Genomic DNA, 26,083 nt, shown 5'->3' with positions numbered 1-26,083 from the left:
TTCGGCCCCCCTCTGCAGGATGCCCCTCCGTACGCGGCCTTTTCTAACGCTTTTCAGATCGATTCATACATTCGTGCATCTGGCAGTCACACGCTGCTCCCCCGCCAGCCACCTCATGGTGCGGGCACGCTCGATCCGCAATAGCGCCTGAATGCTGCGTTACGCGCGCATGGGCAACCTGTCCGCAGCAATGCGCCGAGCTCATCCCCTGGTGCTCGCGGGTGGCAAGGGCTGGCTAACCGACGAACAGCAACGCGAACTTGCTCCCGGACTCGCCTCTGGCGAAGTACAGCTGCTTGGATACGTGAACGATCGGGACCTCCCTCATTTGGTGGTCGGCGCATTGGCGACGGTCTACTCCTCGATCTATGCAGGTTCTGGCTTGCCACCGCTCGAATCGCTGGCGTGCGGCGTGCCACCCATCTGCTCGAACCGTTCTGCCATATACGAGGTGGTGGCTGACGGCGGCATCTGCTGGATCCCAAAGACATCGACGGCTTCTCCAGCGCCATGGCAAGCGTTGCGGAGGAGGGCATCTGACACGCGCAGTTAGGCCGGCTCGGATTGCTTCGCGCCGCGCACCCCATCTGGAAGCGCTGCGCTGGCGACACTGGTGTGCCTACCGGGAGCTGGCACCCACGCCCTTGGCATAGTGTCACCCGGAGCCGCCCCAGGAAATGTGATGTCCATCACAGAATCGAATCACCTCCCTATCTATCCTTGCCTCCTGATGGTTGAAGAAGACAACGCGGGAGTCGATATGCGACGGGCATTTCAGTTTGATATCGAGGTGGATAGAGGAACAAAAACCCCGACACCGCTCGACGTCGCATTCGGCGGCAGTTCGCTGATGGCGCCCCTGACGGGCATTGGCCAATATACTTGGCAGTTGTCGCGCGAGCTCCTGGCCCTGCAAGTCACCCCTCATTTCTTCCTCAACACGCACTGGAACACCGACGCCGCGCCTCCCCGACCGCGACAGGGTTCGCCCAGCGCACGGGATCTCTGGCGATGCGCCACCCGCAAGCTGCTGGCGAATATGGCGCTAGCGCGCTTCGCCGGCCGCGCCGTCCAGGCGTGGCGGTTCCGGCGCGGGTTCCCCGAGAACGCGGCGATCTACCACGAGCCCAATTTCCTTCCCTACGCTTACGGCCAGCGACCTACCGTCATCACCGTCCACGATGTCTCCTGGCTGCGCTTCCCAGAAACGCACCCGCGCGCCCGCGTTTCCCTAATGCAGCGTTACTTCCCCCAGGCACTACGGCGCGCCGACCGCATCATCGTAGTATCGGATTTCGTGCGCTCCGAACTACTGACACTCTGCGAGGTAGATCCGGGCAAGATCCGCGTGGTCCACAACGGCGTGGCAAAGCAATTCCGCCCCTATGCCGACGACGCGCTGCAGGCCGTTCTTTCCCGTCACGCCCTGCTCCCCCGCAGCTACTTCATGGTGTTGGGCACGCTCGAGCCGAGAAAACGCCTGGGTACCGCACTACGCGCGCATAGGTGTCTGTCTGCAGCAATGCGCCGCGCATATCCCCTGGTGCTCGCAGGTGGCAAGGGCTGGCTAACCGACGAACTGGAGCGCGAACTTGCCCCCGGACTTGCCTCTGGCGAAGTGCGGTCGCTTGGATACGTGACCGATCGGGACCTCCCTCATTTAGTGGCCGGTGCACTGGCGACGGTCTACCCTTCGATCTACGAAGGCTTTGGCTTGCCGCCGCTCGAATCAATGGCGTGCGGCGTGCCGCCCATCTGCTCGAACCGTTCGGCCATCCCCGAAGTGGTGGCTGATGGCGGCATCCTGCTGGACCCTGACGACATCGACGGCTTCTCCGCCGCCATGATGCGCGTTGTGGAGGACGGCATCTGGCGCGCGCAGTTAGGCCGGCTCGGATTGCTTCGCGCCGCGCAATTCAGCTGGAAGCGCTGCGCGCTGGAAACACTGGTGGTTTACCGCGAGCTGGTGTCCGCACCCTTGGCATAGTGTCGTCGTGTGCCGCCCCCCCGGAAATGTGATGCCCATCACAGAATCGAATCCCCCCCCCGTCTATCCTTGCCTTCTGATCATTGAAAGAGACAACGTGGGGGCCGATATGCGACGGGGAATTCAATTTGATATCGAGGTGGATGGCTTCCGCGTTCCCTGCGTAGCCTCCGCCGAGGCCGTCGCGTACGCACTGCAGGCGGGATCCGGCAGGAATAGCCCTGCCAGCGATGACAACAAGACCGAGGCGAGCCTGAAACAACTGAAGCATGAAGCCACCCGGCGCTTTTTGCGTGGCGCCACGCCGCCGGTGATCGTGTTGCACGAGCACCTCTATCCTCGTTCCCGCTGATTCGCCCGCCGGCTCGCGTCTTGCCGCAGCGCAGTCTCCTCCCTCCCGTGCTTCGCGAAGATTCGCACGATATTGCGGGCGCTCGCACGCCCACCGCACGCTTCGCTACGACCATGCTCCTCCGTTATCTGCTTGCGGGTAGCTCACTGTTCCTGTTGGATCTAGCTGTATTCCTCGCCCTGATCAGGCTGGGCGGCACCGAGATCTCGACGGCACAATTGATCAGCCGTACCACCGGGGCAGCGGCGGGCTTCGTGCTGCACAAGTATTTCTCGTTCGCGGATACGAATGCCGCACCACACCGCCTGCTTAGACAAGGCTGGGCCTATGCCGCGCTAACGATTGCCGGAATTGCGCTCGCGCCACTGGTACTCGGCGCTGCGGCAGTTCTCACGGGGTACCGCGTGGTGCCGGCCAAGATCGTCACGGAGGGCATCATGATTTGCCTGAACTTTGTCGTGATACGCCATATCTTCCGGCCCCAGTGCCGCGGGATGACGACGGAATGATGCTGGCGCTTACCAGATCGTGGCACGAGCAGGAGCGGCCCCGCTGGCAGCAGTTCGCACTGGCACTGCTACTGACCCTCATACTCGCGCCGGAGATCCTCTCGCTAGCCACGTTGGCAGGATCCGATCCCGCCCTGGCCTATCCGCAAGGCGACCAGGCCCAGGCGCAGGCCGGTGCCTACTACTACTATCGCGATAGCTGGCGCCTTCCGCTATTCGCCATGGCAGTGCCGGGCATCGAAGGCATGCGCAGCGTGATCTTCACCGACAGCATCCCGTTGCTCTGTCTCGCCAGCAAGGCTTGGTTCAAGCTCACGGGCAACATGTTGGATCTTGTCACACCATGGCTCTGGATCTGCCTGCTCGGCCAGGCCTTCGCAATGACGATGCTTCTAGACCGGATCGGCCTGCGGCGTCCCCCCGAGACCATTGCCGGCGTCGTCGTCGCCCTGGTGATGCCCGCCTGGCTATTCCGCTACTGGATGTGGCATCTCGCGCTGTGCGGCCATTTCGTGGTGATCCTTGCATTGGCGCTGGCTCTGCGGCCGGCATCGACCATTGCGCGGGCGCCGCTGGACTGGCGGTGGCCCGCGCTGATGGTGGCGGCCCTGTGGATCCATCCGTACTTTCTCGCCATGACGCTGCCTTTTTTCCTGGTCAGCGCAGCATGCGCGGCACGGTCGCGCGTGCCGCATGCGCGTGGCAATACGCTGCTGTCCGTCGCGGCCGCGCAGATTACCATTGGCTTGGCAATGCGTTTCGGCGGTTATCTTGACGGTGGCCTGCAGCCAGGCAGCAATGGCTTCGAAACCTATTCGATGAACTTGCTCGCGCCCTTCGGTGCCATGGGGAAAGGCGGCCTGCTGCCGGGCACTGGGCATTTTGCGCGCGGCACCGAGGGACAGATGGAAGGTTTCAACTATCTCGGCCTAGGCGTGCTCGCAGGCGCGGGGGTCGTGCTCGCGGCGGCGATGCTGGAGCGCGGAAAACCGCTGCGCGCGGCTTTGCACAGGCAATGGCCAATGCTATTTCTGCTCACAGCGCTGACCCTGTACGCACTATCCAGCAAGGTCTACGTTGCAGACCATAAGCTGCTCAGCTACCACTTGCCCGCCATCCTCGAAGGGCTGACCGGTACCTTCCGTGCCTCGGGCCGCTTCTTCTGGCCAGTCGGCTACGCCATTGCCGCATTCGTCCTCTATGGCATTGCACGCCGGTACCGTCGCGGCACCGCTACATGCCTCTTGCTCACCATCGCGCTGGTGCAATGGCTGGACACCGCTCAACTGCGTCGCGTGGCGTTGGCGGAGAAGCTCGCCGATCCGGTTTCGTCGGACCCGGAAATTGCACGCTTGGTCGTCGCCCACACCACCGTATCGGTGCAGCCGCCGATCGGCTGTACCGACGACCCCGCTGGGCTAGCTGGCGCCTTTGCCGTGCAACTGCTCGCAGCCCGGAATGGCAAAGCCATCAACGAGTTGAGCGGGGCACGACAGAACGTCGACTGCGCAGCCCAAGCACAGGCGCTCGATTGGATGGCGACTGGCAGCATGACACTGGTCGTGCTCGGCCCCCCGTATGACGGTGCGTACCTTGACAAGCGCCAATGGGGCGAACGTTGCCTGGCGCGCCACAAACTCTACTTCTGCAGCCTGACAAGCGAACGAGCGATATGAAACCTGCCCCGCCAAGACCCGTGGATCTCTCCATCGTCATTCCCGCCTTCAACGAGGCCGCCACTCTGGAGCTGACCGTCGAGCGCATCGTGCTGCAGGTGGCGAACGCCGTCCCGAATTTTGAGATCCTGATTGTCAACGACGGATCCACAGATACCACCGCCGCCGTGGCAGATGGCCTCGCGCGCAGGCACCCCTTTGTCCATTGCATCCACTTCTCCCGCAATTTCGGCAAGGAAGCAGGTCTGGAAGCCGGGCTCGCACACGCGTGCGGCAACGGCGTGCTATTTATCGACGCGGACCTGCAGCACCCGCCCTCGCTGATCCCGGAGATGATCGCGGCATGGCGCCACGGAGCCGACGTAGTCAACGCCCGCAAGCAGCATCGCGGCGAGGAGCGCCTAGCCTACGCCACGGCGGCGCGGGTATTCTACTGTCTGTTCCAGTACGCCACTGGACTGAGCTTTCGCGGCGCGAGCGACTACAAGCTGCTCGATCGCCAGGTGGTCGACGCGGTGCTGCGCTGCCCGGAACGCGACCGCTTCTTCCGCGGCTTAGTCGCCTGGGTCGGGTTTCGCCAGGTCGATATCCCCTTCGATGTTGCACCGCGCGTGGCCGGCAGCTCCTCCTGGTCGGTACTCGGACTGTTTCGCTACTCGATCAGCAACCTGATCGCGTTCTCATCCTTCCCGTTGCAGGTGATAGCCGTGGTCGGCTTCGTCGGCGTGGTACTCAGCCTCCTGCTGATCATGCAGACTGCCGCACGCTTCCTGCTGGGCAAATCCCTCGACGGCTTCACTACTGTCATCATCGCGCAGGCGGCGTTCAGCAGCGTGGTACTGCTGGCGGTTGGCATCCTGGCTATCTATCTGGCCAGGCTCTACGACGCGCAGAAACAGCGCCCGACCTATATCGTGCGCAAACAGAATCGCAGCGACGAAGAGCGCGACCGAGTTTCCGGGATCGTACCCGTTAGCGAGGACACCGCCGTAACACGCGCGGTAATCGCGGCCGGGAAGTTCCCACGTATCGTGCGCCCGGAAGACAATCTCGAACAGCGATAGCCTCACGACAGGCCGCGCGGCTTGCCGCGGCCGGATCGCGCCTGGCCGGCCCCACATTGCACTGTCGCGGACAGACCACGATTGTGATCGCAATCACTGCCCACCCCTTGACGCCAGACTAGAGTGGGACCTGCTCATTTGCTCATTGAGTCGAAAAGTCCTTCGGACGCGCTTGCGCGGACTTGTTCCGACAAGCAGAAATGCGCGTCGGTGAATTGCGCCGTAGCTGCGCGCTCATCAGCCCCCTTCAATCCATCAATCCAATGCGACAGAGTGCAGCCTTGCCATCGCCTGACATGACCCCGATGCCGCAGCCGTTGCCAGTGGTCTTGGTGCTTCGCCACTCCGACGGCTGGTTAGTCAAGATGCTGACTGCCAGCTATGTCATCGCCTTGTCTGAGAAATTCGCAACCATGCAGGATGCGATCTCGGCGGCGGAGGATTCGTTCCCCGGCATGCACATCTCCCTCCACGTGAGCCCGCATGATGCAGGCGATTCCGATGCGAAGGATTGGGCGCCGCCCGAACCTCGGTCTCCCCACTCTTCCAACGAACCCTGACGCGACAACTAATGCCGACAACGCATCCCATGCAGAAAATGCCTCCATATTTCATGCTAGCGGGTAAGAGCCAACCAGCCGGCGTCGGCGGAGTCACCTTCCGGCAGCATATGCATCTGGTACGCCTGCTGCAAACCATTCCCTGCGCCGGTACATGCGGGCCGTCCTACGACTCCGGTCTATGGCGCAGTAGCTACGCCGAACGCCTGGCCTGGGCCATGAAGTGCCGTGGACTGAATCCACGATGCCACCAGAGCGAACTGGCCCGCCGCGTCGGCGGCGGCTGCAAGCCGCAGAACATCCAATACCTGCTCAACCGACGCAGAAACGCCGGAGCCAGCAAGTACACCACGGACATTGCAAAGGCGCTGGATTGCGACCGGGACTGGCTGAGCACCGGCGTCGGCGCTCATCCAGTCCCGACAGAGTGCTATTGGCCGCAGCTTGAACATGGATATCACTCCGCTGCCGCAGCGACACCTGATCGGACTCTCGCAAACGGCTCGCCCCAGGCCCAGACAAGGGCCTCCAGACTAACCCAGCCGCTCGCGCATTTCCTGGCGCAGCAGACACAGTTCCCGTTCAAGACTATGAATCTCACATCCGAGCAAAATCGCCTGATTGAACTGGTAACGGCATTGGATCAGATGCGCAAGGGCGAAAGTGCGCCCGACATGGATCCCGCGGCCGTTGTCATCCGACTCATGGCGGCACTGGAAGTGGTGCAGGACATCCCCATGGAAACCTTCGAGGTGATGAGCCAAAGCTTGCGTCATGCGGCGCTATCCTCGATGGTTACGCTCTTCGCCGAAGCACTGACCGCGAGACCTGGCACGCAGACCGGCTCGAATGGCGGAGCGCACCTGGGCTGCTCAGAGTGCGTAGCCCATCTCTGCCCTCAATAGGGAGGCAATCCCGTAGCAATCTGCATTATTGCTACTGCTCTGGAACAGCATCGAAAGATTGTCGGATTGCATCTAGGCGCGAGACGGTGTTGTGCGGCGAGCTATCGCCAATCCCGCAACTGCTCAGTTGCCACACAGAATCGGATGTTCTTTACGATCCAGCGGACGGCACCCCTGAAGTACCTGCGCGTATCCTACAATCGCAGACGCGCCCCATCGGATGGGTACACGGTCGACTACCTCTGTATGCTGGCTGGGCCGGCGGTCGGAGGACCGCTTTCTATGTTGGCCGGCGCGGCGAGCGCGGCACTCGATTTCGGCGCCGCTGTGCTTTTTGGCCTGCCCTGCCTTCCTTTGGTTATTCCGCTATGTCCTGGGCGCCACATGACGGCCGGCGGCTTCATCAATTCGAGCACGGTCAAGTTGGCGCAGCTGAGGACTTGCCCAGATTGACATCCATTTCCGGATCAGCACATAAAGCTTCAAGAATGACTATGGATACGACATACTATATTGTAAAAAATTCACGATCATGCGAACTATATCATGAAAAATTCGTCATAAAAATCGTTACATCCAAAGACGGCCTAAGTATCGCCGCAAGAGGAACGCGAATTCCATCTTAGTGGTTCATACGTCTTCGACACGACCCTTCGTAGGTTCTCCGTAATTATCCCACATCGCGCTGCGACAGGCCCCACGGAAGAAGTCAAATTTAAGCCTAGAACACAAGAAAACCTAGCGCATCGGGGGCGTTCATATAAAATGTTATGGATGATGAACGTGATGACCAACCTGACCATGCAGAACGCTGGAACCGCCGGGAGAAGACAATGAACCGACGGACGAGGATCTTCCTGATTGTTTGCCTTGTCGCATTCTTCTCGTCCTTTCTGGTGCAGATCGGCTTCCAGTATCTGGGCGCGGAGAAATCCGTCTGGGGTGGCAACCCCGGCTGGCAGCGCGAGATCGCGTTCTGGAATGTGGGGCTGGCCATCATCGTCATCATGGCGCTGCGGCTTGATGATGATCGCATGGCGCTGGCGGTTGCCACCGGCTGCACGGTTCTGTTCGCCCTTCTCGGCGTCAACCACCTCTTCGCGTTCTTCGCCAACCCGGCGGCTCAGTTTCACTGGCCACCCCTTCTGCTGAATACGCTGGGTGTGATTTTTGGGGCTCGGGTCACATTGCTCAAGAATAAACAATAGCGGTCAGCGTTGATTGGCGTTGTTGCATAAATCCGGGTGTCTGGCTGGGCCCTGACGTTTACGCGCAACGGTCTGGGCGGCGCCCCTGTTAACTCTTCGGGTAACTGCGTAGATTCTCGATTTTTGCCCGAGAGATGCGCAAGGACGAACACAAGCGGGGAGAGCCAAAGGGGACCTACCGTGTCAGGAACTGGGCAAAGTACAACGCAGGCTTGATCGCGAGAGGCGACGTCACGATGTGGATCGATGAAAGCGTGATGAATGCAGCGCCCGAGGCGGCGTCGCCCAGGCGTGGCCGGCCACACGTCTACTCGGACGCGGCGATTCAGATGCTGCTCGGAATCAAGCAGGTGTACCGTCTGCCGTTGCGTGCGCTTCAGGGCTTTGCACATAGCCTTCGCAAGCTCGCCTTCGCCGATTTGCCAGTCCCGAACTACACGACTCTGAGTCGCCGCGCGCAGGATCTGAACGTGGTGCTGCCGGTGGAGCGCGCCAGTCAGACGCTGCACCTGGTGCTCGACAGCACTGGCCTGAAGGTATTCGGCGAGGGCGAGTTGAAGGTGCGCAAGCGCGGCTACTCGAAGCGGCGCACCTGGCGCAAGGTGCATCTGGCGATGGACGCCAAGACAGGCCAGGTAAGCGCAGCTTTGATGACACATCAGGACGTTGGCGACGCTGACGTGTTGCCCGAGTTGCTCGATCAAATCCCCACCGATACGCCAATCGATATTATCGGTGGCGATGGCGCATACGACACGAAGCAATGCCACGCGGCGATTGCTGCGCGAGGCGCGCAACCGTCGATTCCGCCGCGTGAGGGAGCGATGCCATGGCCGCAGACCACGTCCGGTGCGGTCTGGCGCAACGAGGCCATTGACGCCATTGCCCGAAGTGGCAGGCGCGAATGGAAGACGTCCAGCGGCTATCACCGGCGTTCGCTGGTCGAGAACTTGATGTACTGGCTCAAGACACTCACGGGTAATCGCTTGTGGGCGCGTGATGTCGGGGCCCAGGCGGCCGAGGTGGCGATCCGCGTCGGCGTACTCAACCGCATGGCGGCCCTTGCACGCCCGCAGTCCGTCCGCATCGCCTGAATTCATCAGCACGGGAAACCTTTGTTTTCAGATCTGATTTATGCAACAACGCCGCCGACAGGTAGAAGCTGATCTGTCCCGCATACTCCGGCCTGAAGGCGCCTGTCTTCAGTTCGATTACGATGTAACAGCGCAGCTTTAGGTGGTAGAAGAGCAGATCGAGATAGAAGTCCTCGCCCCCCCACTTCGGGATGGACCTGACGGCCAACATAGGCAAAACCGGCCCTAAGTTCGAGCAGGAAACGGGTAATGTGGTCGACTAGCGCTGTCTCGAGGACTCGCTCCGTCGCATCGGCGCGCAAGCTCAGGAAGTCGAAGACGTAGGGATCCTTGAGTGTGGCCCGCGCCAGGTCCGACTGCGGCGACGGCAATTGGGCGGCGAAGTTGTTTGGCGCCTGTGCCGCCCGATCGACCAGGCGAGTTTCGATCCGCGCCACCAGTACGGCGCGGGACCAGCCATGCGCGGCCACTTGCTGTGCGTACCATTGGCGCTGCTCGACCGATTTGAGCTTCTGCAGCAGCGCCTGGTTGTGTCCCCAGGGCAATTGTCCAACAAGCTGTTGGACAATTGCGGCATCGGGCCATGCATTCGGCGAATGCGCGCATCGCCATTAGGTTGGAGCGCGAGAGCCCGCTCATGTCGGGAAACTCCTGCCGCAGATCACGCGCTGAGCGCTCGATCACCTTTGCGCCCCACCCCTGCTTAGCCTGCCGCTCAAGGATCTCCTTGCCGATATTCCAGTCCAGCGTGACCAAGGTCTGGTTGACGGCAGTCGCCGCGCGTTGCTGCGCTCGCCCGATGCGGGATTTGAGTGAGGCAAGCCAATCAGCATAGTCGGGAGGCAGCGGCAAGGAAGAAACTGGTCGGGCCACTCGCCCAGCGCCGACCACTCAGGCCGGGAGGCGGCCTGCTTGATGCGGTATGCTTGCTCTCATCCATGACTCAGGGACCGCCAGATGCTGATCCGCGAACAAGGCAATCTCGTCAAGCTGATACGCACCGAACGTGACCTCAGCTTGCGCCGGACACGGCAGACCGTCGTCGGAACGTTCCGACACAGCGACGGCCCCACCAAGGCGCTGTTTGCCCTGCTCGACGAGGACGAGCGGTCTGCTTTGACGCGTTGGCTCTCCGCCCAGCACGATCAGCTAAAACAGCGCAGCACCACCTCGTGCTCGACACCGCGCATCGCCGTTTGGCTGAGCTCGTACAAGCCATTGATGCTGCCCCGAGCGGCTCTCTCCAGACGAGGTAGCCACGATCTGGCACAACCTGAACGAAGTCTCCCGTGCCCTGAACCGGGCGGGTTTTCCTGAACCCAAGCGCAAACGCAAACCCGCAGCCAACGCTTCCGTGCAAGGCGATCTGCTTGCGCCCCCGTTCTAAACCGACACGACGACGCCCCTCTCAACAGTAGATCTCACGCCGGTTCCCCAGCCACACCGCTGTGATCGTAATGCAGGGGCAGGATCCCCCGTGCCATCGGCGATGGCGCTCAAAGGTAGCGCCTTTCCGTTCAATACGCAGCGGAAGACTTGTGCGGAAGCGGGAACCGCCGCCCCGGGCCTAATGCCGCGGCTTCGTCCGCGATGCGTAGGAGCTGCGCCGCCAACCTGCGTAGCGCTTCCGGATGTAGCTCTTGTCCGTTGCCCAATGGGGACTCCAAAACCGCCAGTGGTTTGTCGTGGCGGTTCCGGCAAAGGGTGTACGAGAGTGTGCGCATCGTGATCGTTGCTTTTCCCATCAGAGTCGTCCATGCACGCTCTGGTCAGCCTTCGGCAACTCATCGTTTCGCCACGCCATGTCCCGTCTATGCCGGCCAAGCGAAAAGGTCTTGAAACGTTCCCGCACTTGGTGTTACACGCGACCGCAATCGTCATCAGGCTTGCATCCAGCAAACAGAGCCTTCGCAGTGTCAATGATGACAAGGTCATCACCCTCGATCTGGCACATGATGTTGCCGGTCATGGCTGTACCCCTCGACAGAAGGGACCGTGGTGCCGGGCGATGTGGGATCCTGTCCGCGCGCGGCGATCTGGGCTTGCCCGCTTCTCAGATTGGCGACTAGCATGGTTATCGTGAGCGCACGGGCAGGCCCTGACCCTGTGCATCTCTTCCAAACGAAAGAGGGTGGGAGCTGCACAATGTCGATTGAGATGTATCGGGGTTATGTGATTGAGGGCCTCGCGAATCCCGCAGGCGATGGCAAGTACGAGTCCAGAGGGTTCGTGCGAAATGGGGACCAACCTGGTCCGTATTTTTCTGTGGAGTCCGCGGACCTCGGTAGATATGCAACAAGTCAGGGTGCACAGGATCATGCAATTCTCTGGGCGCGGCGATACGTCGATGCTCTGATCGCGTCCATTGGTCAGTAGGAAGCGACGCCCAGCCAATTGGGCCAGTCTGCCTTGTATGCAGTGGTGTCGCCGGGAACCGCTTCCTCCGCGCCTGACTGCGAACCCACTGCGCCCCGCGCGTGCCAATCGATCCTAGCAATCTCCCCGACAACATTGACGCCCAGAAGGCTCTGGTGTTGGCACAGCGGGAATCGATCGCGCTCATGGAACAGACCTTGGCAGTCCGTTCCATGGAGATCGAGCAGCTCCCGTGCTTACCCCTTCGCGCGTAGGCCGCCGAGGCGGTATCAACGACTCACCTTTGTAGGAGAGAAGAGGTCGGAACCTCGACGCAATAGTCATGAGAACCTCCCGTTGGTTGTCGAACGGTTACCTATTCCACGCGCACGATCCGAGCGCTACGGTATGCGCCGCTGTAGCGCAGCGATCAGTCGGCGGCGCGCAGACCTACAAAATGCGCTTGATCTCCGGGCCCAGCATGGTGGCTGCCAGCCCCGCCTGCCCCCGAGCGGGCGGCCTTGTTCCACAGCGCCCTCTTAGCCCGGTCGGTCGGGTAATTTCAAGCCACCCTGAAATGCTCCGCCGACTGCCCCGCGCTGACGGCTCGCTGCAGCCAGGCCGGCATCAGATGCGGGCGGTGGCGGCACAACGATGGCAAAACAGCCGCCCGCCCGCAGGTCGGCCAAGGTCAGGCCGCCTGCCCCCGCACCCGAGCGCATGGCGCTACGCGCCGGTGTGGGCCTGGTAGGCCGCCTCGTCCATCAGCGTAGCAAAGCGGGCGGTGTCCACGTGCTCCAGCCGCACCATCCATCCCGCGCCCAACGGGTCTTCATTGACCAGCCCGGGCTGGTCCTGCAGGGCCGGGTTCACCTCCACGATGTGCGCGTCCAGCGGCATGTACAGGTCGGAGGCGGTCTTGACCGATTCGACCGTGCCGATGACGGTGTTTTCGGCCTGCGGCCCCCGGGCGCCCACGTCCACCAGGACGATGTCGCCCAGGGTGTCCTGCGCGTGTCGGGTGATGCCCGCGACGGCGCTCTGGCCTCCCTCTTCTAGGCGCACCCAGAGGTGCTCGGCGGTATAGCGGATCACAGATGTCCCTTCTCGGCCAGTGTGCCGTCCAGATGGATGGGTTCCCCCAGGTTGAGCATGAGGCGGTTGGCCCAGGCAAACAACGCAACGGCATGTACCAGGTCCAACGTCTCGGCGTCGGTGAGGCCCGCAGCGCGCGCCGCGTGGACATGGGGCACATCGAAGTCGGCGGGAGCCAGGCCCAGTACGGAAGACAGGTGCACGATGAGCTTCTCGCGCGCGGTGGTGCCGGCGCTGGTGGGATCGTTGAACAGCTGTGCGATCACGTCGTTGCGCTTGGCCAGCTGCTCGAAGCGCTGCGCGTGCACCGAAGCGCAGTACACGCAGCCGTTCAGGCGCGACTCCACGGTGGCGCCCAGCTCGCGCTCGGCGCGTGGCATGCCGCCAGGCGCGAACATGATGGCGTTGAAGGCGATGGAGCGCTGCAGCAGCATCTCGGGCTGGTGCGCGAGCAGGCGGAAGTATGCCTGGTCCTTGGCGGTCGCGTTCATGGCTTCCAGCGCGGCCAGTTGCTCGGGCGTGGCGTCTTCCAGGCGCACGGGCTCCACCCAGGGGCGCCAGTCCAGCACCTCGTTGGTGAAGCCACGGATGCGGATGGGGTTGGGCACCAAGGTGCCGGCCGGTGCCGTGGCGCGCGGCGCGGTAGCGTGCGTGGGCTCCGGCTCGGAGCCGGCGACCGCAAGGGCACGCAGGCCCGCGTGCAGGCGGATCTGGTAGGACAGGAAGGCGATGAGCTGGCCCACAGCCACGATGGCCTGGGGTTGCAGGCCCACATCCGCCAGCGCCTGCACGGCCTGCCGGTCGCCCTCGATGGGCTTGCGTGTGAGCTTGGCGGTGAAGTCCAGCAGCGCCGCTACACGGGCGTCTGGCGTCTTGCCCCCGCCATCGGCGGTGGCCACCAGCGCGGCGCCGGCGCCTTCGGCCTCCAGCCATTCACGGTAGTGCGCGGCCAGCGATGTTGCGCCGCTCAGCCGGCAGGCGTGCAAGGCAATGAGCAGCCGCTCGACGACCGACACACCGACCACGCCGGGGGCGAACATGGCGGCATAGCTGCCCTGAGTGGCATCGACGATCTTAGGGCGCTGGCGGCGCAGCGTGTGCAGTGCGTCGCCCGGCGTGAGTGGCACGCTCTGGTCGATCACGTCGGAGGTGGGATCGGCGAGGATCATGGGGGCTTGTCTTCCTTGGTGGTGGATTGTGGATGCGTGGGGCGCGTTGGCTGCGATTCAGGGCACTTGCGCGGCCTCGTTGGGCGCCAGCGCGGGCTCCCATTCGTCGCCCTGCAGCTCGGGCTCCTCGTAGGCCTGCAGGGCGGCGAAGTGCCGCTCGAAGTCCTCGCAGTAGAAGTGGCTGGCGATGCCCGTGGCGAGGCGGCGCGCACCGTCGCTGATGTTGGGAATATCACCCGCCACCGCGCCGTGCGACAGGGTGGCCGGGTAGCAGAAGCAGTGCACCCGCGACAGGCCGGGGCAGGCGCCGGGGGAGACCTCCTGGAATTCGAAGGCCGGGCCCAGCACGGGCGAGTCGGCCAGTTCCTGGTCCTCCTTGCCCGCCGGGGGCTGGTAGCGCTGGGACCACACCTGCACGTGGGGCGCGATGGTGGCAAACTCGGGACGCCGGCTCCAGTCGATGACAAAGCCAGTGGAGACAATCAGGAAGTCGAACTCGAACGTGCCCCTGGGCGTACGCACCACTACAGTATCGCCCTCGGCGTGGACTTCCCGCACCGGGCAGCCCAGGTGGAACCGTGCATTGGCGTGGCGCGAAACGCGCAGCGTGCTGCCGCGCGGCGGCGGTACCTGGGCGCTGTTGATGTAGTGGCGCAGCCGCCATTTGTCGGCATCGGGCAGGCCATGGTGGCCATGGGTCAGGCCCGCCACGCCAGAGCCCTTGCTCTTGTTGATGCGCGGCAGGTCCTGCCGCCGGATCAGCAGGTCGACGCTGCGCGCACCCATTTCCAGCGCGGTGGCGGCGCTGTCCATGGCGGACGACCCGGCGCCGATGACGCCCACGCGCTGGCCTTTCAGCAACGCGTAGTCGTTGGGGTCGGACGAATGTGCCCACAGGTGGCGCGGCAGCGCCCGCATGAAGCCGGGAATCGCCGGCCCGCCCAGGCCATCGCGCCCTGTGGCCAGCACCACGCGGCGCGCCATCAGGCACGACGGCCCGGCCGCCGTGCGCACGTCCAGCCGCACTAGGTCATCGGCGCGCGGCACGATGTCGGTGACGGCGGTGTCGTTGCGCACGTCCACCCGGGTCACGCAGCGGAACCAGCGCAGGTAGTCCATCCACTGCAGACGCGGGATCTTGTCCAGCGCGTCCCACGCCGGCACGCCGAACTGGGCCACGAACCACGCTCGGAAGGTGAGCGCGGGCTGGCCCATGGCCGGGCCCACCAGTTCCTTGGGCGAACGCAGCGTCTCCATGCGCGCCGTGGTCGCCCACGGGCCTTCGAAATCCGTGGCCGCGCGGTCTAGGATGATCGCCTGGATGCCCTGGTGCGCCAGGCTCACCGCCGCCGCCAGGCCCGCCTGGCCTCCGCCGACGATCACCACGTCCAGAACCGGCTGGCCATCGTGGTTGCGGATGGGCATCCACGGCTGTGGCGGCAGGCCCAAGTAGAGAAGATCCTGGGCTAGGCGCTGCTCCAGCGCGGCCAGGCCTATGGCTTGGGGACAGGTGGCGGAGGTGTTCGCGGCAGTGGACATGTTGCTGTATGGGGTTGCGGGAAAGGTCAGAAAGAGAAGGATCAGTTCAACTCGATGCCTGCGGCCGTGACGAACTCGGCCCACTTGGCGCGGTTGTCGTGCACGGTCTTCTTGAACTGCGCGGGCGACTCCACCCGGATGGTGTTGCCCATGGCCTCTAATTTGGCGCGTACCTCGGGCTGCTGCACTACGGCGGCGATGGCGTCGTTGAGCTTGCCGACGATGGCCGCGTTGGTGCCTTGCGGGGCAAACACGCCGAACCAGATGGAGCTGTCGAAGCCTCGCGTGCCGGGCACGCCGCTCGACGCGATGGAGGGGACCTCCGGTACGGCAACGACCGGCCTGGAGGTGGTCACCCCCAGCAAGCGCACCTTGCCCGCCTTGTACTGGGGCAGCGCGGTCTGCACTTGGCTCATGATGCAGCAGGTCTCGCCGCGCACCACGGAGGTCAGCGCCTCGGGGCCTCCCTTGTAGGGCACATGCACCATGTTCAAGCCCAGGCGTGCGTTGAACTCGGCAAACGCCATGTGGGTGCCCGTGCCGTTGCCCGTGGAGGCGTAGTTGTACCTTCCGGGGTTGGCCTTGATGAGCTCGACGAATTCCTTGAGTGTCTTGGCCGGCACCACGTTGGGGTTGACCATCAGCACGTTGGACACGTCCAGCACGGGCGCTACCGGCACGAAGTCGCTTTCCACATCGAAGGGCAGCTTCTTGTAGAGAGCGGCATTGCTGCCATGGGTGGCCGCCGTGCCGAAGGCCAGGGTGTAGCCGTCGGCCTTGGCGCGCGCCACGAACTCGCTGGCGATGTTGCCCGCCGCACCTGGCTTGTAGTCGATCATGACCGGCTGGCCCAGCAGCTTGCTCAGGGGCTCCTGGATCGAGCGGCCCACTACGTCCACCCCCGAGCCCGCCGGAAAGCCCATGATGAGGGTGATGGGCCGTGCTGGCCAACTGGCATCGGCCAGCGCGACTGTTGCCGTCAACGCCATGCCGGCGGCCATCAGCACGGAGGCGACCACCAGGCGGGTTCTTGTGGGATGCGACATGGGATTCCTTCAGTGGGTTGAATGTGCGTGCAATCAACGCAAATGCTGTGCCAAATAGTTCAATATGGGTGTATAAATTGAAAAACTTGGTAATTTATTTTATTTTTTCTTTGTATTTGGAAAATATTTACCAACTCTGAAAGAGTTTCACCGAGACGATGAGCAAGATTTTGCGCACTCCCTCAGGCCAGTTGCTGCAGGCGGTTCAGCGCACCTTGCATGTCGCGCACCAAGTCGTTGCATGAGTCCAGCCCGGCGTGGATGCGCAGCAGCGGTCCGTCGTGCGTCCAGGGCCGCACGGTACGCGTCGGGTATCCATGGGCAGGCACAAGCTTTCGTAGCCGCCCCAGGACAAGCCGATGCCGAACAACTCCAGGCTGTCGAAGAACGCCTCCAGCGCGAGACGGGACGCAGCGCCACGGTGAATAGACCGCTGGCTCCCTTGAAGTCGCGCCGCCACAGCGCATGTCCAGTGTCGCCAGGCAATGCCGGATGCAGAACCCGGTCCACCATGGCGTGGCGTGCCATGCTCCCGGCCAACAGCATGCCGCTTTCCCAATGTCGGTGCAGCCGCACCGACAGGCTGCGCAGGGCCAGATACAGGTCGTCCGGCCCGGCGGTCTGGCCAAAGTCATGCGCGGTCTGCTGCAAGGGGCGCTCGTTGGCGGTGGCTACACCCAGCAGCGCGTCCGAATCGCCCACGATGTGGCCTGGATGGACAGGTCCACCCCGTGCTCGAAAGGCTTGAAGAAGAGTGGGCTGGCCCAAGTGTTGTCCATCACCACGAATGCGACCGCCTTGCTCCGCACGACGCCATCCTCGCGCATCTTGACTCGCAGCGCGTCGAAGAACACGACCGGGTACATGACCTCCAATGGACGGGCCTGCCAGGCGGTGACTTCCTCCATGACCGCATCCGTTACCGAGCTGATGAACGCGGGCGACACCTCAGTGCCATACTGCTCGACCAGGAACGCCTGGATCTCGCGTACCGTCATGCCGCGCGCATACATGGCGTATGATCTTGTCATCAATGAAACCAGCGGAGATTTCCATTCAAGAGTGTGGGGAGCCCCTCGTTGACATCCGACTCGCTGGAGGAATTCAATTCGGCCCTTCGCCAGAATGTCAAGAAACAGAGCCCGACTACTGTCTCTTGCGCCGTGAGGTCTACCGCAGGCTCTTGCGAGCCAAGACTCCTTGCCTAGGCCATATCGTTTACGTCTCTACGAGGGACTTCGCGGCCAAGAAGTTCAGAGTCTTCTCTTTGACCAAGAGAAGCGACGAGTCAGGGAGAGAAGTCCGCATCTGTCACCCGAGGCCGTACACGCCGATGCGACTGTCCTCGTATCTCCTGTCCTCCATTGGGATGGAACAAAGAACACGCCGCCTCATTCCATTGGTGGTGCAGTTGATGTCGAGATAGTTGACGGCCATGGAAAGGTGGTCGACTATGGAATGGAAATACGAGACTGGTCCGTGGTCGAGCCGGCACTCCGCGCTCCCTTCTGTCCCTCACTGACGGAGGCCGCTAGGCGCAATCGGAGTCAACTTACTCAGCTGATGGAACGCGAAGCCTTCGCAATCTATGGACATGAGTGGTGGCACTTCTCCTACGGAGATCAGTATTGGGCTCACCGCAAAGGACATTCCTTCACGCAGTACCGAAGTTGCGCGCCGGAGATGATTTCCGCGACAAAAGTTACCAAGGATGACTCACGTGCCTAGCCCATCAGTCGAGGAGATCTGCCTTCGGCAGGCCCCTTGCATAGAATATTGAGCGCTATTGGACTGGTGATGGAACTCATAGCAAAAGCGCTCACCATTTGGCTTGTCATTCTCTTCTGCGCCGTTGCCAACGGCGCTCTGCGTGAAAGCGTTCTCAACCCTCATCTCGGCAAGGGATCAGGACTCATCCTGAGTGGCGTGCTACTTTCCGCCTTCATTCTGGTCATCACCTTTCTTGCCTTGCCATGGCTGGGGACTCACCGGCCAGCGCAATTCATCGGGATCGGCGCATTTTGGCTAGCCCTCACCCTCGTCTTCGAACTTTCATTCGGTCGGCTCCAGGGTAAGTCGTGGGCCACCATTCTGGAGGCGTACACATTCAAGGATGGCAACATCTGGCCAGTCGTTCTACTGGTCACTGCGGCTGCTCCCTACGTTGCAGCTCGGCTCAGGGGCTTGCAGTCATAGTGGTGCGTTAGGCGGCGTGGGAAGAACTCCTCCAGCGCAAGCAAGGCGCGCAGTTGCTGGAGGGACTGCGGCCGAGTGGCCGCGCAGCTTGTCGAGGACTATGGCCGCAGCTTCGCGGACAAGAACCTGCGCCGGATGGTGCAGTTCGCCCCTACCTACCCGGACGAGCCAATTGTCGTGACGCTGTCACGACAATTGAGCTGGTCGCATTTCCTGGTCGTGCTGCTGCTGAAAGACCCGCTCCAGCGGGATTAGATGGCGGGTGCCGAGCGTCGGAGCGTGCGGACGCTGCGCGAGCGCATCGACTCGATGCTGTACGAGCGCACGGCGCTACCCAAGAAACCAGACGAGACGATCGCGCAGGAACTGGCGACGATGCGCGATGCGCAGTGCATGTCGCCCGCCCTGGTCATGCGCGACCCGTACATCCTCGATTTCCTGGGCTTGCGGGACACCTGGCAGGAAGGCGACTTGGAGGCTTCATCCGCGAAATGGAGTCGTTCCTGCTGGACCTGGGCGCGGGTTTCAGCTTCGTGGACTGGCAGAAACGCGTTCCGATTGACGACGAAGATTTCCATCTTGATCTTCATGCTTCTTGTGTTAGCGACTCTTTCGACGTAGGGCCACTACACCCCGGCCAGAATCCAAGCGGCGGCCTTCTCCGCGATCATGAGCGTCGGGCTGTTCGTGTTGCCGCTGGTGATGGTCGGCATCACACCCGCATCGGCCACGCGCAAACCTGCGATGCCGCGCACGCGCAGATGGCTGTCGACGACACCCGCAGGATCGTCCGCGCGCCCCATCCTGGTGGTTCCCACGGGGTGGAAGATGGTGCTTGCAATGTCCCCGGCCAGACGCACGAGATCTTCGTCGCTCTGATACTGTGGGCCTGGCTTGAACTCCTCGGGCCGGTATCTGGCAAGCGCGGGCTGGGACACAATGCGGCGCGTCACGCGCAAGCTGTCCGCGGCAACTTGGCGATCCTCCGGCGTGCTGAGGTAGTTCGGCGCGATCGCAGGTGAATCACGATAGTCGGCGCTGCGGATCTTCACAGTCCCGCGGCTCGTGGGGTTGAGGTTGCAAACGCTCGCAGTGAAGGCCGGAAACGCATGCAATGGATCGCCGAACGCCTCCAGACTGAGCGGTTGAACGTGGTACTGGATATTGGGACTTTGCTGGGCTGCGTCGCTGCGGGTGAACGCACCGAGTTGCGAGGGCGCCATGCTCATCGGTCCGCTGCGCTTGAGCAGATACTCCAGCCCGATGCGCGCCTTGCCCGTGAGCGTGGAGGCCATCGCGTTGAGCGTGGGCACATCCTGCACCTTATAGACCGCGCGAATCTGCAGGTGGTCTTGCAGGTTGGCACCTACGCCGGGTAGATCGGCAACCACTTCGATACCGTGCTCGCGCAGCAATGCGCCCGGCCCGATTCCCGAAAGCTGCAACAGTTGCGGCGAGCCGATTGCCCCCGCGCACAGCACTACCTGCTCGGAGGCTTTCACGGATACGCGCGCTTTACCGTCCCACACTTCCACGCCGGTACAGCGTACGCTGCCATCAGGCTCGTGCTGCGTCAGCAGACGCGTGACCTGCGCTCGGGTCCAGAGTTCAAAGTTGGACCGAGCGTGGCAGGTCGGTCTCAGGAAGGCCTTGGCGGTGTTCCAGCGCCAACCCGCCTTCTGGTTGACCTGGAAGTAGCCCACACCCTCGTTGTCGCCACGGTTGAAGTCGGCCGTGGCGGGAATGCCGGCCTGCTGCGCCGCTTCCGCGAAGGCGTCCAGAATATCCCAGCGCAGGCGCTGGTTCTCCACCCGCCACTCACCGCCATGACCGTGGTACTCGGGAAAGGAGGCATCACGCCGGCCGGCATTTTCCTTGTCGCCCATGTAGTGGCTCTCATGGCGCTTGAAGTCAGGCAGTACGTTGTCCCACCGCCACGCACTGTCGCCAATGAGCTCGGCCCAGTGGTCATAGTCACGCGCTTGACCGCGCATGTAGATCATGCCGTTGATGCTGGAGCAGCCGCCCAGCGTCTTGCCGCGCGGGTAGCGCAGGCTGCGCCCGTTCAGGCCGGCATCGGGCTCGGTCTGGTAGAGCCAGTCGGTGCGCGGATTGCCGATGCAATAGAGATACCCCACCGGGATATGGATCCAGTGGTAGTCGTCCTTGCGGCCGGCCTCGATCAGCAGTACCCGTTTGTGCGGGGCGGCCGACAGTCGGTTCGCCATCAGGCACCCCGCCGTACCGGCCCCGATGACGATGTAGTCGAATGTGGTGTTGTCGCTCATGCTTGCCTCGAGTTCTTTTTGGTTTTCTTGATCGGCACGGCAACGCTTCCTCGATCGGAGCAAGGCGTCGCAAGCGCGCCGGGCAGCACTACTTCGCGGTGGGCATCACGAACTCGGCGCCTTTGCCGATGCTCTCGGGCCAGCGCTGCATGATCGACTTCTGCTTGGTGTAGAAGCGCACGCCCTCCCCTCCATACGCGTGCATGTCGCCGAACAGGCTTTTCTTCCAGCCGCCGAAGCCGTGCCACGCCATCGGTACCGGGATCGGCACATTGATGCCGACCATGCCCACCTGGATGCGGCGGCTGAATTCGCGCGCCACGTTGCCGTCGCGTGTGAAGCAGGCCACGCCGTTGCCGAACTCGTGGGCGTTGATCAGATCCACGGCTTCCTTCAGATCCTTCACGCGCACGCAGCCCAGCACGGGGCCGAAGATTTCTTCCTTGTAGATGCCCATGTCGGGCGTGACGTGGTCGAACAGCGTGCCGCCCAGCCAGAAGCCCTCGCCGCAGCCTTCACCGGCCTGCTTGCCATCGAAGCCGCGGCCATCGACCAGCAGCTTGGCGCCTTCCTGCTCGCCCAGCGCGATGTAGCCGCTGATGCGCTCGTGCGCGGCCTTCGTCACGATCGGGCCCATCTCAGCCGCGAGATTCTCGCCGTCGAGCACCTTCAGCGTCTTCGTGCGCTCGATCAGCTTGGGCAGCAGCCTGTCGGCCACGTCGCCCACCAGAACCGCGACGCTGATCGCCATGCAGCGCTCGCCAGCCGAGCCGTAGCCCGCGCCGATCAGCGCGTCGACCGCCTGGTCGATGTCGGCATCGGGCATCACGACCATGTGGTTCTTCGCACCGCCGAGCGCCTGCACGCGCTTGCCGTGGCGCGCGCCGGTCTCATAGATGTAGTTGGCGATGGGCGTGGAGCCCACGAAGCTGATGGCCTTCACGTCCGGGTGCTCAATCAGCGCGTCCACAGCCGCCTTGTCACCCTGCACCACGTTGAATACACCATCGGGAAGGCCGGCTTGCTTGAACAGGTCAGCGATCAGCAACGACGGCGTCGGGTCGGTCGGACTCGGCTTGAGCACGAAGGTATTGCCAGCCGCGATGGCGACCGGGAACATCCACATCGGCACCATCACCGGGAAGTTAAAGGGCGTGATGCCCGCCACCACGCCCAGCGGCTGGCGCAGCGTCCAGTTGTCAATGCCGGTGGACACCTGGTCGGTGAAGTCGCCCTTGAGCAACTGCGGGATGCCGCAGGCGAATTCCACGATGTCGATGCCGCGCGCCACCTCACCCTGCGCGTCGGTGAAGACCTTGCCATGCTCGGCGGTGATCGCGTGAGCCAGCGCGTCCTTGTTCCTGTTGAGCAGTTCGTGGAACTTGAACATCACGCGCGCGCGGCGGATCGGCGGCGTCTCGGCCCACTTGGGAAACGCGGCCTGCGCGGCAGCCACCGCTGCGTTCACGTCAGCATGGTTGGCCAGAGCGACATGGCCCGTGACGCGGCCGGTGGCTGGATTGATCACGTCCTGCGTGCGGCCCGATGTCCCTGCAAAAACAGTACCGTCGACAAAGTGATTAATATTGGAAATACTCATGAATGCCTCCATGGAAAACTGCAGCTTGCCCCTGAGCTGCCCATAAATCCAATGAGAAGAGTGCACTCACTTAATAAGATTTTCAAATAACACTTATGTCGATCCGACCTCGCCTACCTGTCGAACCCCAGGCCTTGCGCGCCTTCACCGTGGTGGCCCGCGAGGGCAACGTGTCGCGCGCAGCCGAGCGACTGCACCTGAGCCAACCGGCTGTGAGCCTGCAGCTCAAGGCCTTGACAGCGGCCACGGGCGTCAAGCTTTTCCAACGAACACCCCAGGGCATGGCCCTCACGCCCGACGGCGCCGCGCTGCTGCCGCTGGCGGACAAAGCGCTTGCCAGCCTCGGCGAGTTCGCCAGCGCCGCGGCCGCGTTGCACACCGCAGTGCGCGGACGGCTGCGCATCGGGACGATCCTGGACCCCGAATTCACCCGCCTGGGGGGCTTTCTGCGCCAACTCGTCGAATCCAGCCCGCAGGTCGATACGGTGCTGCACCATGACATGAGCGGTGAGGTCCTGGCCCTTATCGACAGCGGGCGAATCGACGTCGGCTTCTTTCTCGACCTGCCCGACGATCCGGTCGGTGCGCCTTGGGCGCGCAAGGCACTGACGCGCTTCACCTATCGGGTGCTCGCGCCAGCGGGCTGGGGCCCGCAAGTGCGCGGCAAGGACTGGAAGGCCCTGGCCGCGCTTCCCTGGCTGGCCACGCCGCCATCCAGCGTTCACAATCGCCTGCAGCAACGGGTGTTCGGTCCTGGATCGCTCACGGGCCTGGAACCTCGCCGCGTCTCCATGGTGGATCAGGAGCCCTCGATGCTCGACCTAGTTCGCAGCGGCGTGGGCCTGTCGCTGGTGCGCGACTCGATCGCCATCCACGAGGCGCAGGCACGCGGCCTAGTCATCGCCGATTGTGTATCGCTCGACTGCGAACTGAGCTTCGTGTGCCGCGCCGAGCGCACGGCAGAACCTGTCATCGCGGCGGCGTGGGCCGCACTTGATGCGGTTTGGGCCTAGATCGAGATGACTGGGCCATCTCAATCGCAGCGGCACAAGCTCGGGGCCGAGTCCGACGCACGCCTGGCGCGCTAGTAGGTCGACCGCCCGCCCGAAAGATCGAACACGGCGCCCGTCGTGAAACTGCAGTCCTCGCTGCACATCCATGCGACCATCGCGGCCACCTCATCGATCCGGCCAAAACGCCCCATCGGAATCTTCGATTTCATGTAGGCGACGAATTCCGGCGTGGATTGGCCGAGCAACGGCGTGTCGATAGCCGCAGGCGTGACGCAGTTGACTCGCACACCCGTGGTCGCGAGTTCCTTTCCGAGTGCCTTGGTGAAGGCGATGATTCCGCCCTTGCTCGCTGCATAGGCAGCGGCGTTGGGATTGCCTTCCTTGCCTGCGACCGAGGCAATATTGGCGATGCGTCCCCAGCCATTGGCATTGAGGATAGGTGTCACCGCCTTGCAGACGTAAAACGTTCCGGTAAGATTGATGTCAATCACCCTTGACCATTCGTCTACAGGATAGTCCCAGGTCGGTGCATTCAGCCCGGCGACCCCCGCGCTGTTGACCAGGATGTCGATGCCATCGAGTTTTTGGACTGCATCTTTGGTCGCTTCCTGCACGGCAACCCATTGGGTGACGTCCACGACCGATGCATTGGCCTGGGCTCCACCGAGGTCATTGAGCTTCGCCAGGGCGTGGTCGATGGCGGTTTGGTCGTAATCCCATAGACACACGGTGGCGCCTGAGCGAACCAATCTTTCTGCCACTCCATAGCCGATACCCGACGCGCCACCGGTCACGATGGCTTTGCGGCATGTCAGATCAATACTGTTCATTTCATCATCACTGAGAAATTCGGCAGAAGCGCCGGGTTGTATTCGTGTACCGTCTGCTCCTGGACGCCGAGGTGCTCGACGCTCACCGTCATGCGGTCGCCGTCGCGCAGGTAAACCGGCTCCGGTTTAATGCCCATGCCGACGCCGGGAGGTGTGCCGGTAATGATCACGTCACCCGGCAACAGGGTCACCAATTTGCTGACATAGCTGATGATCTTCGCGCACGTGAAAATCATGGTGCGCGTGTTTCCGCATTGGCGCTGCTCGCCATTCACATGAAGCGACAAGTCCAGCGCCTGCGGATCGGGGATCTGGTCGGCGGTCACCAGCCAAGGGCCCACCGGTAAATGGGTGTCGAAACCCTTGCCCTTGTCCCAAGTGCCGCCATGGTCCCACTGCCATTCGCGTTCCGAGACATCATTGGCTACCATGTAGCCGGCAACGTAGCCGAGCGCGCTCGCTTCGTCTACGTCGCGAGCAACAGCGCCGATGACAATGGCCAGCTCGACTTCCCAGTCGCTTTTCGTCGAGGCCTGCGCCATCACGACGGGGTCATCGGGTCCGACGATCGACGTCACGGCCTTCATGAAAACGACGGGTTCGTCAGGGATCGGCAAGTTGGCTTCCACCGCATGGTCCACGTAGTTCAGCCCGATGGCGATTACTTTGCCGATGTCCCCGACCGGGGCGCCGATCCGGATGCCGCTGTCGACGATGGGCAATTCGGCGATGACCTGCGGCGGCAGGTTCCGGATTTTCTCAAGCAGACCTGTGCCCAAGGTCCTGGGTACTATGTCCGTGACGACGGACGAGAGGTCGCGGATATTCCCGTCGGCATCAAGCAGGCCGGGCTTTTCGCGACCAAAGTCGCCGAATCTCAATAAGCGCATGTTTAGCTCCTTGTTGTTTCAATGAATGGACTAGGGACACCCGTTTTTCTTCATGCCATGGTCAGGATCATCGTGCGGGGATGGCCAGGTCGTATGCCTGAATCGATGCCTGGGCCGTCTTGCGGACATCAGAAGCGGTCATGCCGGGGCGATACAGGCTGCTGCCAAGCCCGAAGGTGCGAATGCCCACCGCCATATAGTCAGCGAAGTTCCTGTCCGAAATCCCACCCACCGCGCCCATGACGGTATTGCTGGGCAGCACGGCCTGCATGGCGGCCATGCCCGCGGGGCCCAGGATGGAGGCGGGAAAGAACTTCAGCGCGGAGGCACCGCAGCGCAATGCCAGGAATGCTTCGGTCGCGGTGAAGACGCCTGGCAGCGTGACCATGCTCCGCGAGCGCGCCATCGCCAGCACGTCGGGGTCCACGTTGGGGCTGACCACCAACCGGCCGCCCACATCGGCCACGCGGGCGCAATCGTCGGCCGTGAGGACGGTGCCGGCGCCGATGAGGCAGTCATTGCCGAACCGCTTTGCTAGGCGCTCGATGGACGCCCATGGATCGGGCGAATTCAGCGGCACCTCGATCAACTCGAAGCCGCATGCCAGCAGGGTCTCGCCGATGGCTTCGACCTCATCCGGACGGACGCCGCGCAGGATGGCGATCAGTGATCGCTCGACCTGCGGCCAGGCCATGGATTCACGCATG

The 26,083-nt window shown here is 62.8% G+C and carries 24 protein-coding genes and 4 pseudogenes; 15 read left to right on the top strand and 13 right to left on the bottom strand.

Annotated features, from left to right (window positions below; genetic code table 11):
• Positions 1-151: 151 nt before the first annotated feature.
• From AC07XB_RS25150 to AC07XB_RS25105, 10 genes are all read left to right on the top strand, one after another.
• A complete protein-coding gene (locus tag AC07XB_RS25150; RefSeq protein ID WP_494752804.1) occupies positions 152-553 on the top strand; it encodes a glycosyltransferase in 402 nt (133 codons plus the stop codon).
• A gap of 129 nt (positions 554-682) precedes the next feature.
• The gene (locus tag AC07XB_RS25145; RefSeq protein ID WP_492829765.1) at positions 683-1,987 is read left to right on the top strand and encodes a glycosyltransferase family 4 protein; all 1,305 of its coding nucleotides are present in this window, start codon (positions 683-685) and stop codon (positions 1,985-1,987) included.
• A gap of 31 nt (positions 1,988-2,018) precedes the next feature.
• Entirely contained in the window at positions 2,019-2,339 is a 321-nt protein-coding gene (locus tag AC07XB_RS25140) for a hypothetical protein (protein WP_492829767.1), read from the top strand.
• 113 nt (positions 2,340-2,452) lie between these two features.
• Positions 2,453-2,848 (top strand): GtrA family protein, encoded by a 396-nt coding sequence (locus AC07XB_RS25135; protein ID WP_493688109.1) that lies wholly within the window; start codon positions 2,453-2,455, stop codon positions 2,846-2,848.
• Positions 2,845-4,524: a DUF6311 domain-containing protein gene (locus AC07XB_RS25130; RefSeq protein WP_494752803.1), complete on the top strand. Its 1,680-nt coding sequence runs from the start codon at positions 2,845-2,847 to the stop codon at positions 4,522-4,524. The genes AC07XB_RS25135 and AC07XB_RS25130 overlap by 4 nt, the downstream gene beginning before the upstream one ends.
• Positions 4,525-4,544: 20 nt before the next feature.
• On the top strand, positions 4,545-5,588 hold the full coding sequence (locus tag AC07XB_RS25125) for a glycosyltransferase family 2 protein (protein WP_492829772.1): 1,044 nt from the start codon (positions 4,545-4,547) through the stop codon (positions 5,586-5,588).
• A 200-nt stretch (positions 5,589-5,788) separates the two neighbouring features.
• Complete coding sequence (locus AC07XB_RS25120; RefSeq protein WP_492829775.1) at positions 5,789-6,148, top strand: hypothetical protein; 360 nt, start codon at positions 5,789-5,791, stop codon at positions 6,146-6,148.
• 11 nt (positions 6,149-6,159) lie between these two features.
• Positions 6,160-7,053, top strand: coding sequence for a hypothetical protein (locus tag AC07XB_RS25115; RefSeq protein ID WP_492829777.1), 894 nt, complete (start codon positions 6,160-6,162; stop codon positions 7,051-7,053).
• Positions 7,054-7,823: 770 nt separating this feature from the next.
• Positions 7,824-8,261 (top strand): hypothetical protein, encoded by a 438-nt coding sequence (locus tag AC07XB_RS25110; protein WP_492829780.1) that lies wholly within the window; start codon positions 7,824-7,826, stop codon positions 8,259-8,261.
• Between the two features lie 134 nt (positions 8,262-8,395).
• Positions 8,396-9,355: an IS5 family transposase gene (locus AC07XB_RS25105; RefSeq protein ID WP_492829781.1), complete on the top strand. Its 960-nt coding sequence runs from the start codon at positions 8,396-8,398 to the stop codon at positions 9,353-9,355.
• Positions 9,356-9,407: 52 nt separating this feature from the next.
• On the opposite strand, the pseudogene AC07XB_RS25100 reads toward AC07XB_RS25105, so the two are convergent.
• Positions 9,408-10,228: pseudogene (locus AC07XB_RS25100) on the bottom strand (PDDEXK nuclease domain-containing protein); the annotation flags it as partial.
• A gap of 84 nt (positions 10,229-10,312) precedes the next feature.
• On the opposite strand from AC07XB_RS25100, the gene AC07XB_RS25095 reads away from it, so the two are divergent.
• Positions 10,313-10,672, top strand: a complete 360-nt coding sequence (locus AC07XB_RS25095; RefSeq protein ID WP_492829783.1) for a hypothetical protein — start codon at positions 10,313-10,315, stop codon at positions 10,670-10,672.
• Between the two features lie 1,764 nt (positions 10,673-12,436).
• Here the strand turns inward: AC07XB_RS25095 and gcvH are convergent.
• The 7 genes and pseudogenes from gcvH to AC07XB_RS25060 all read right to left on the bottom strand — a co-directional run.
• Positions 12,437-12,805 (bottom strand): glycine cleavage system protein GcvH, encoded by a 369-nt coding sequence (gene gcvH / locus AC07XB_RS25090; protein WP_492829785.1) that lies wholly within the window; start codon positions 12,803-12,805, stop codon positions 12,437-12,439.
• The gene (locus AC07XB_RS25085; protein ID WP_492829787.1) at positions 12,802-13,974 is read right to left on the bottom strand and encodes a CMD domain-containing protein; all 1,173 of its coding nucleotides are present in this window, start codon (positions 13,972-13,974) and stop codon (positions 12,802-12,804) included. The genes gcvH and AC07XB_RS25085 overlap by 4 nt, the downstream gene beginning before the upstream one ends.
• Before the next feature lie 57 nt (positions 13,975-14,031).
• Positions 14,032-15,513, bottom strand: a complete 1,482-nt coding sequence (locus AC07XB_RS25080; RefSeq protein WP_492829789.1) for an NAD(P)-binding domain-containing protein — start codon at positions 15,511-15,513, stop codon at positions 14,032-14,034.
• 41 nt (positions 15,514-15,554) lie between these two features.
• Positions 15,555-16,514, bottom strand: coding sequence for a Bug family tripartite tricarboxylate transporter substrate binding protein (locus AC07XB_RS25075; RefSeq protein WP_492829882.1), 960 nt, complete (start codon positions 16,512-16,514; stop codon positions 15,555-15,557).
• Positions 16,515-16,741: 227 nt separating this feature from the next.
• On the bottom strand, positions 16,742-16,888 hold the full coding sequence (locus AC07XB_RS25070; RefSeq protein ID WP_492829890.1) for a hypothetical protein: 147 nt from the start codon (positions 16,886-16,888) through the stop codon (positions 16,742-16,744).
• A gap of 133 nt (positions 16,889-17,021) precedes the next feature.
• Positions 17,022-17,261: pseudogene (locus AC07XB_RS25065) on the bottom strand (PLP-dependent transferase); the annotation flags it as partial.
• Between the two features lie 89 nt (positions 17,262-17,350).
• A pseudogene (locus AC07XB_RS25060) lies at positions 17,351-17,591 on the bottom strand (transposase); the annotation flags it as partial.
• Positions 17,592-17,759: 168 nt separating this feature from the next.
• Between AC07XB_RS25060 and AC07XB_RS25055 the strand changes: the two are divergent.
• From AC07XB_RS25055 to AC07XB_RS25045, 3 genes and pseudogenes are all read left to right on the top strand, one after another.
• Complete coding sequence (locus AC07XB_RS25055; RefSeq protein ID WP_492829791.1) at positions 17,760-18,287, top strand: M15 family metallopeptidase; 528 nt, start codon at positions 17,760-17,762, stop codon at positions 18,285-18,287.
• A gap of 69 nt (positions 18,288-18,356) precedes the next feature.
• Positions 18,357-18,755 (top strand): hypothetical protein, encoded by a 399-nt coding sequence (locus AC07XB_RS25050; protein WP_492829793.1) that lies wholly within the window; start codon positions 18,357-18,359, stop codon positions 18,753-18,755.
• A gap of 75 nt (positions 18,756-18,830) precedes the next feature.
• Positions 18,831-19,342, top strand: a pseudogene (locus AC07XB_RS25045) (PDDEXK nuclease domain-containing protein); the annotation flags it as partial.
• Positions 19,343-19,381: 39 nt separating this feature from the next.
• Here AC07XB_RS25045 and AC07XB_RS25040 read toward each other — a convergent pair.
• Both AC07XB_RS25040 and AC07XB_RS25035 read right to left on the bottom strand, forming a co-directional pair.
• A complete protein-coding gene (locus AC07XB_RS25040; protein ID WP_492829795.1) occupies positions 19,382-21,043 on the bottom strand; it encodes a GMC family oxidoreductase in 1,662 nt (553 codons plus the stop codon).
• An 88-nt stretch (positions 21,044-21,131) separates the two neighbouring features.
• Positions 21,132-22,643: a CoA-acylating methylmalonate-semialdehyde dehydrogenase gene (locus AC07XB_RS25035; RefSeq protein WP_492829797.1), complete on the bottom strand. Its 1,512-nt coding sequence runs from the start codon at positions 22,641-22,643 to the stop codon at positions 21,132-21,134.
• 95 nt (positions 22,644-22,738) lie between these two features.
• Here AC07XB_RS25035 and AC07XB_RS25030 point away from each other — a divergent pair, with 95 nt between their 5' ends.
• Positions 22,739-23,656: a LysR family transcriptional regulator gene (locus AC07XB_RS25030; RefSeq protein WP_492829799.1), complete on the top strand. Its 918-nt coding sequence runs from the start codon at positions 22,739-22,741 to the stop codon at positions 23,654-23,656.
• Positions 23,657-23,727: 71 nt separating this feature from the next.
• On the opposite strand, the gene AC07XB_RS25025 is transcribed toward AC07XB_RS25030, so the two are convergent.
• The 3 genes from AC07XB_RS25025 to AC07XB_RS25015 all read right to left on the bottom strand — a co-directional run bounded on the left by AC07XB_RS25025 (position 23,728) and on the right by AC07XB_RS25015 (position 26,082).
• Positions 23,728-24,486, bottom strand: a complete 759-nt coding sequence (locus AC07XB_RS25025; protein WP_492829801.1) for an SDR family NAD(P)-dependent oxidoreductase — start codon at positions 24,484-24,486, stop codon at positions 23,728-23,730.
• Positions 24,483-25,376: a fumarylacetoacetate hydrolase family protein gene (locus AC07XB_RS25020; RefSeq protein WP_492829803.1), complete on the bottom strand. Its 894-nt coding sequence runs from the start codon at positions 25,374-25,376 to the stop codon at positions 24,483-24,485. The genes AC07XB_RS25025 and AC07XB_RS25020 overlap by 4 nt, the downstream gene beginning before the upstream one ends.
• A 67-nt stretch (positions 25,377-25,443) precedes the next feature.
• Positions 25,444-26,082, bottom strand: a complete 639-nt coding sequence (locus AC07XB_RS25015; protein ID WP_492829805.1) for a 2-dehydro-3-deoxy-6-phosphogalactonate aldolase — start codon at positions 26,080-26,082, stop codon at positions 25,444-25,446.
• Position 26,083: the final 1 nt, after the last annotated feature.

The organism is Cupriavidus sp. GW821-FHT02F09 (assembly GCF_059421605.1).
The sequence above is the reverse complement of the archived record's forward strand: the minus strand, read 5'-3'. Positions and strand labels throughout refer to the sequence as shown.

What these genes read in the sequence shown, in the direction of transcription:
- AC07XB_RS25150 (WP_494752804.1), top strand. Translation starts at nt 152, where the DNA reads ATGCTGCGTTACGCGCGCATGGGCAACCTGTCCGCAGCAATGCGCCGA.
- AC07XB_RS25145 (WP_492829765.1), top strand. Translation starts at nt 683, where the DNA reads ATGTCCATCACAGAATCGAATCACCTCCCTATCTATCCTTGCCTCCTG.
- AC07XB_RS25140 (WP_492829767.1), top strand. Translation starts at nt 2,019, where the DNA reads ATGCCCATCACAGAATCGAATCCCCCCCCCGTCTATCCTTGCCTTCTG.
- AC07XB_RS25135 (WP_493688109.1), top strand. Translation starts at nt 2,453, where the DNA reads ATGCTCCTCCGTTATCTGCTTGCGGGTAGCTCACTGTTCCTGTTGGAT.
- AC07XB_RS25130 (WP_494752803.1), top strand. Translation starts at nt 2,845, where the DNA reads ATGATGCTGGCGCTTACCAGATCGTGGCACGAGCAGGAGCGGCCCCGC.
- AC07XB_RS25120 (WP_492829775.1), top strand. Translation starts at nt 5,789, where the DNA reads ATGCGCGTCGGTGAATTGCGCCGTAGCTGCGCGCTCATCAGCCCCCTT.
- AC07XB_RS25115 (WP_492829777.1), top strand. Translation starts at nt 6,160, where the DNA reads ATGCCGACAACGCATCCCATGCAGAAAATGCCTCCATATTTCATGCTA.
- AC07XB_RS25110 (WP_492829780.1), top strand. Translation starts at nt 7,824, where the DNA reads ATGGATGATGAACGTGATGACCAACCTGACCATGCAGAACGCTGGAAC.
- AC07XB_RS25105 (WP_492829781.1), top strand. Translation starts at nt 8,396, where the DNA reads ATGCGCAAGGACGAACACAAGCGGGGAGAGCCAAAGGGGACCTACCGT.
- AC07XB_RS25095 (WP_492829783.1), top strand. Translation starts at nt 10,313, where the DNA reads ATGCTGATCCGCGAACAAGGCAATCTCGTCAAGCTGATACGCACCGAA.
- AC07XB_RS25085 (WP_492829787.1), bottom strand. Translation starts at nt 13,974, where the DNA reads ATGATCCTCGCCGATCCCACCTCCGACGTGATCGACCAGAGCGTGCCA.
- AC07XB_RS25080 (WP_492829789.1), bottom strand. Translation starts at nt 15,513, where the DNA reads ATGTCCACTGCCGCGAACACCTCCGCCACCTGTCCCCAAGCCATAGGC.
- AC07XB_RS25075 (WP_492829882.1), bottom strand. Translation starts at nt 16,514, where the DNA reads ATGGCCGCCGGCATGGCGTTGACGGCAACAGTCGCGCTGGCCGATGCC.
- AC07XB_RS25050 (WP_492829793.1), top strand. Translation starts at nt 18,357, where the DNA reads ATGGAACTCATAGCAAAAGCGCTCACCATTTGGCTTGTCATTCTCTTC.
- AC07XB_RS25040 (WP_492829795.1), bottom strand. Translation starts at nt 21,043, where the DNA reads ATGAGCGACAACACCACATTCGACTACATCGTCATCGGGGCCGGTACG.
- AC07XB_RS25035 (WP_492829797.1), bottom strand. Translation starts at nt 22,643, where the DNA reads ATGAGTATTTCCAATATTAATCACTTTGTCGACGGTACTGTTTTTGCA.
- AC07XB_RS25030 (WP_492829799.1), top strand. Translation starts at nt 22,739, where the DNA reads ATGTCGATCCGACCTCGCCTACCTGTCGAACCCCAGGCCTTGCGCGCC.
- AC07XB_RS25025 (WP_492829801.1), bottom strand. Translation starts at nt 24,486, where the DNA reads ATGAACAGTATTGATCTGACATGCCGCAAAGCCATCGTGACCGGTGGC.
- AC07XB_RS25020 (WP_492829803.1), bottom strand. Translation starts at nt 25,376, where the DNA reads ATGCGCTTATTGAGATTCGGCGACTTTGGTCGCGAAAAGCCCGGCCTG.
- AC07XB_RS25015 (WP_492829805.1), bottom strand. Translation starts at nt 26,082, where the DNA reads ATGCGTGAATCCATGGCCTGGCCGCAGGTCGAGCGATCACTGATCGCC.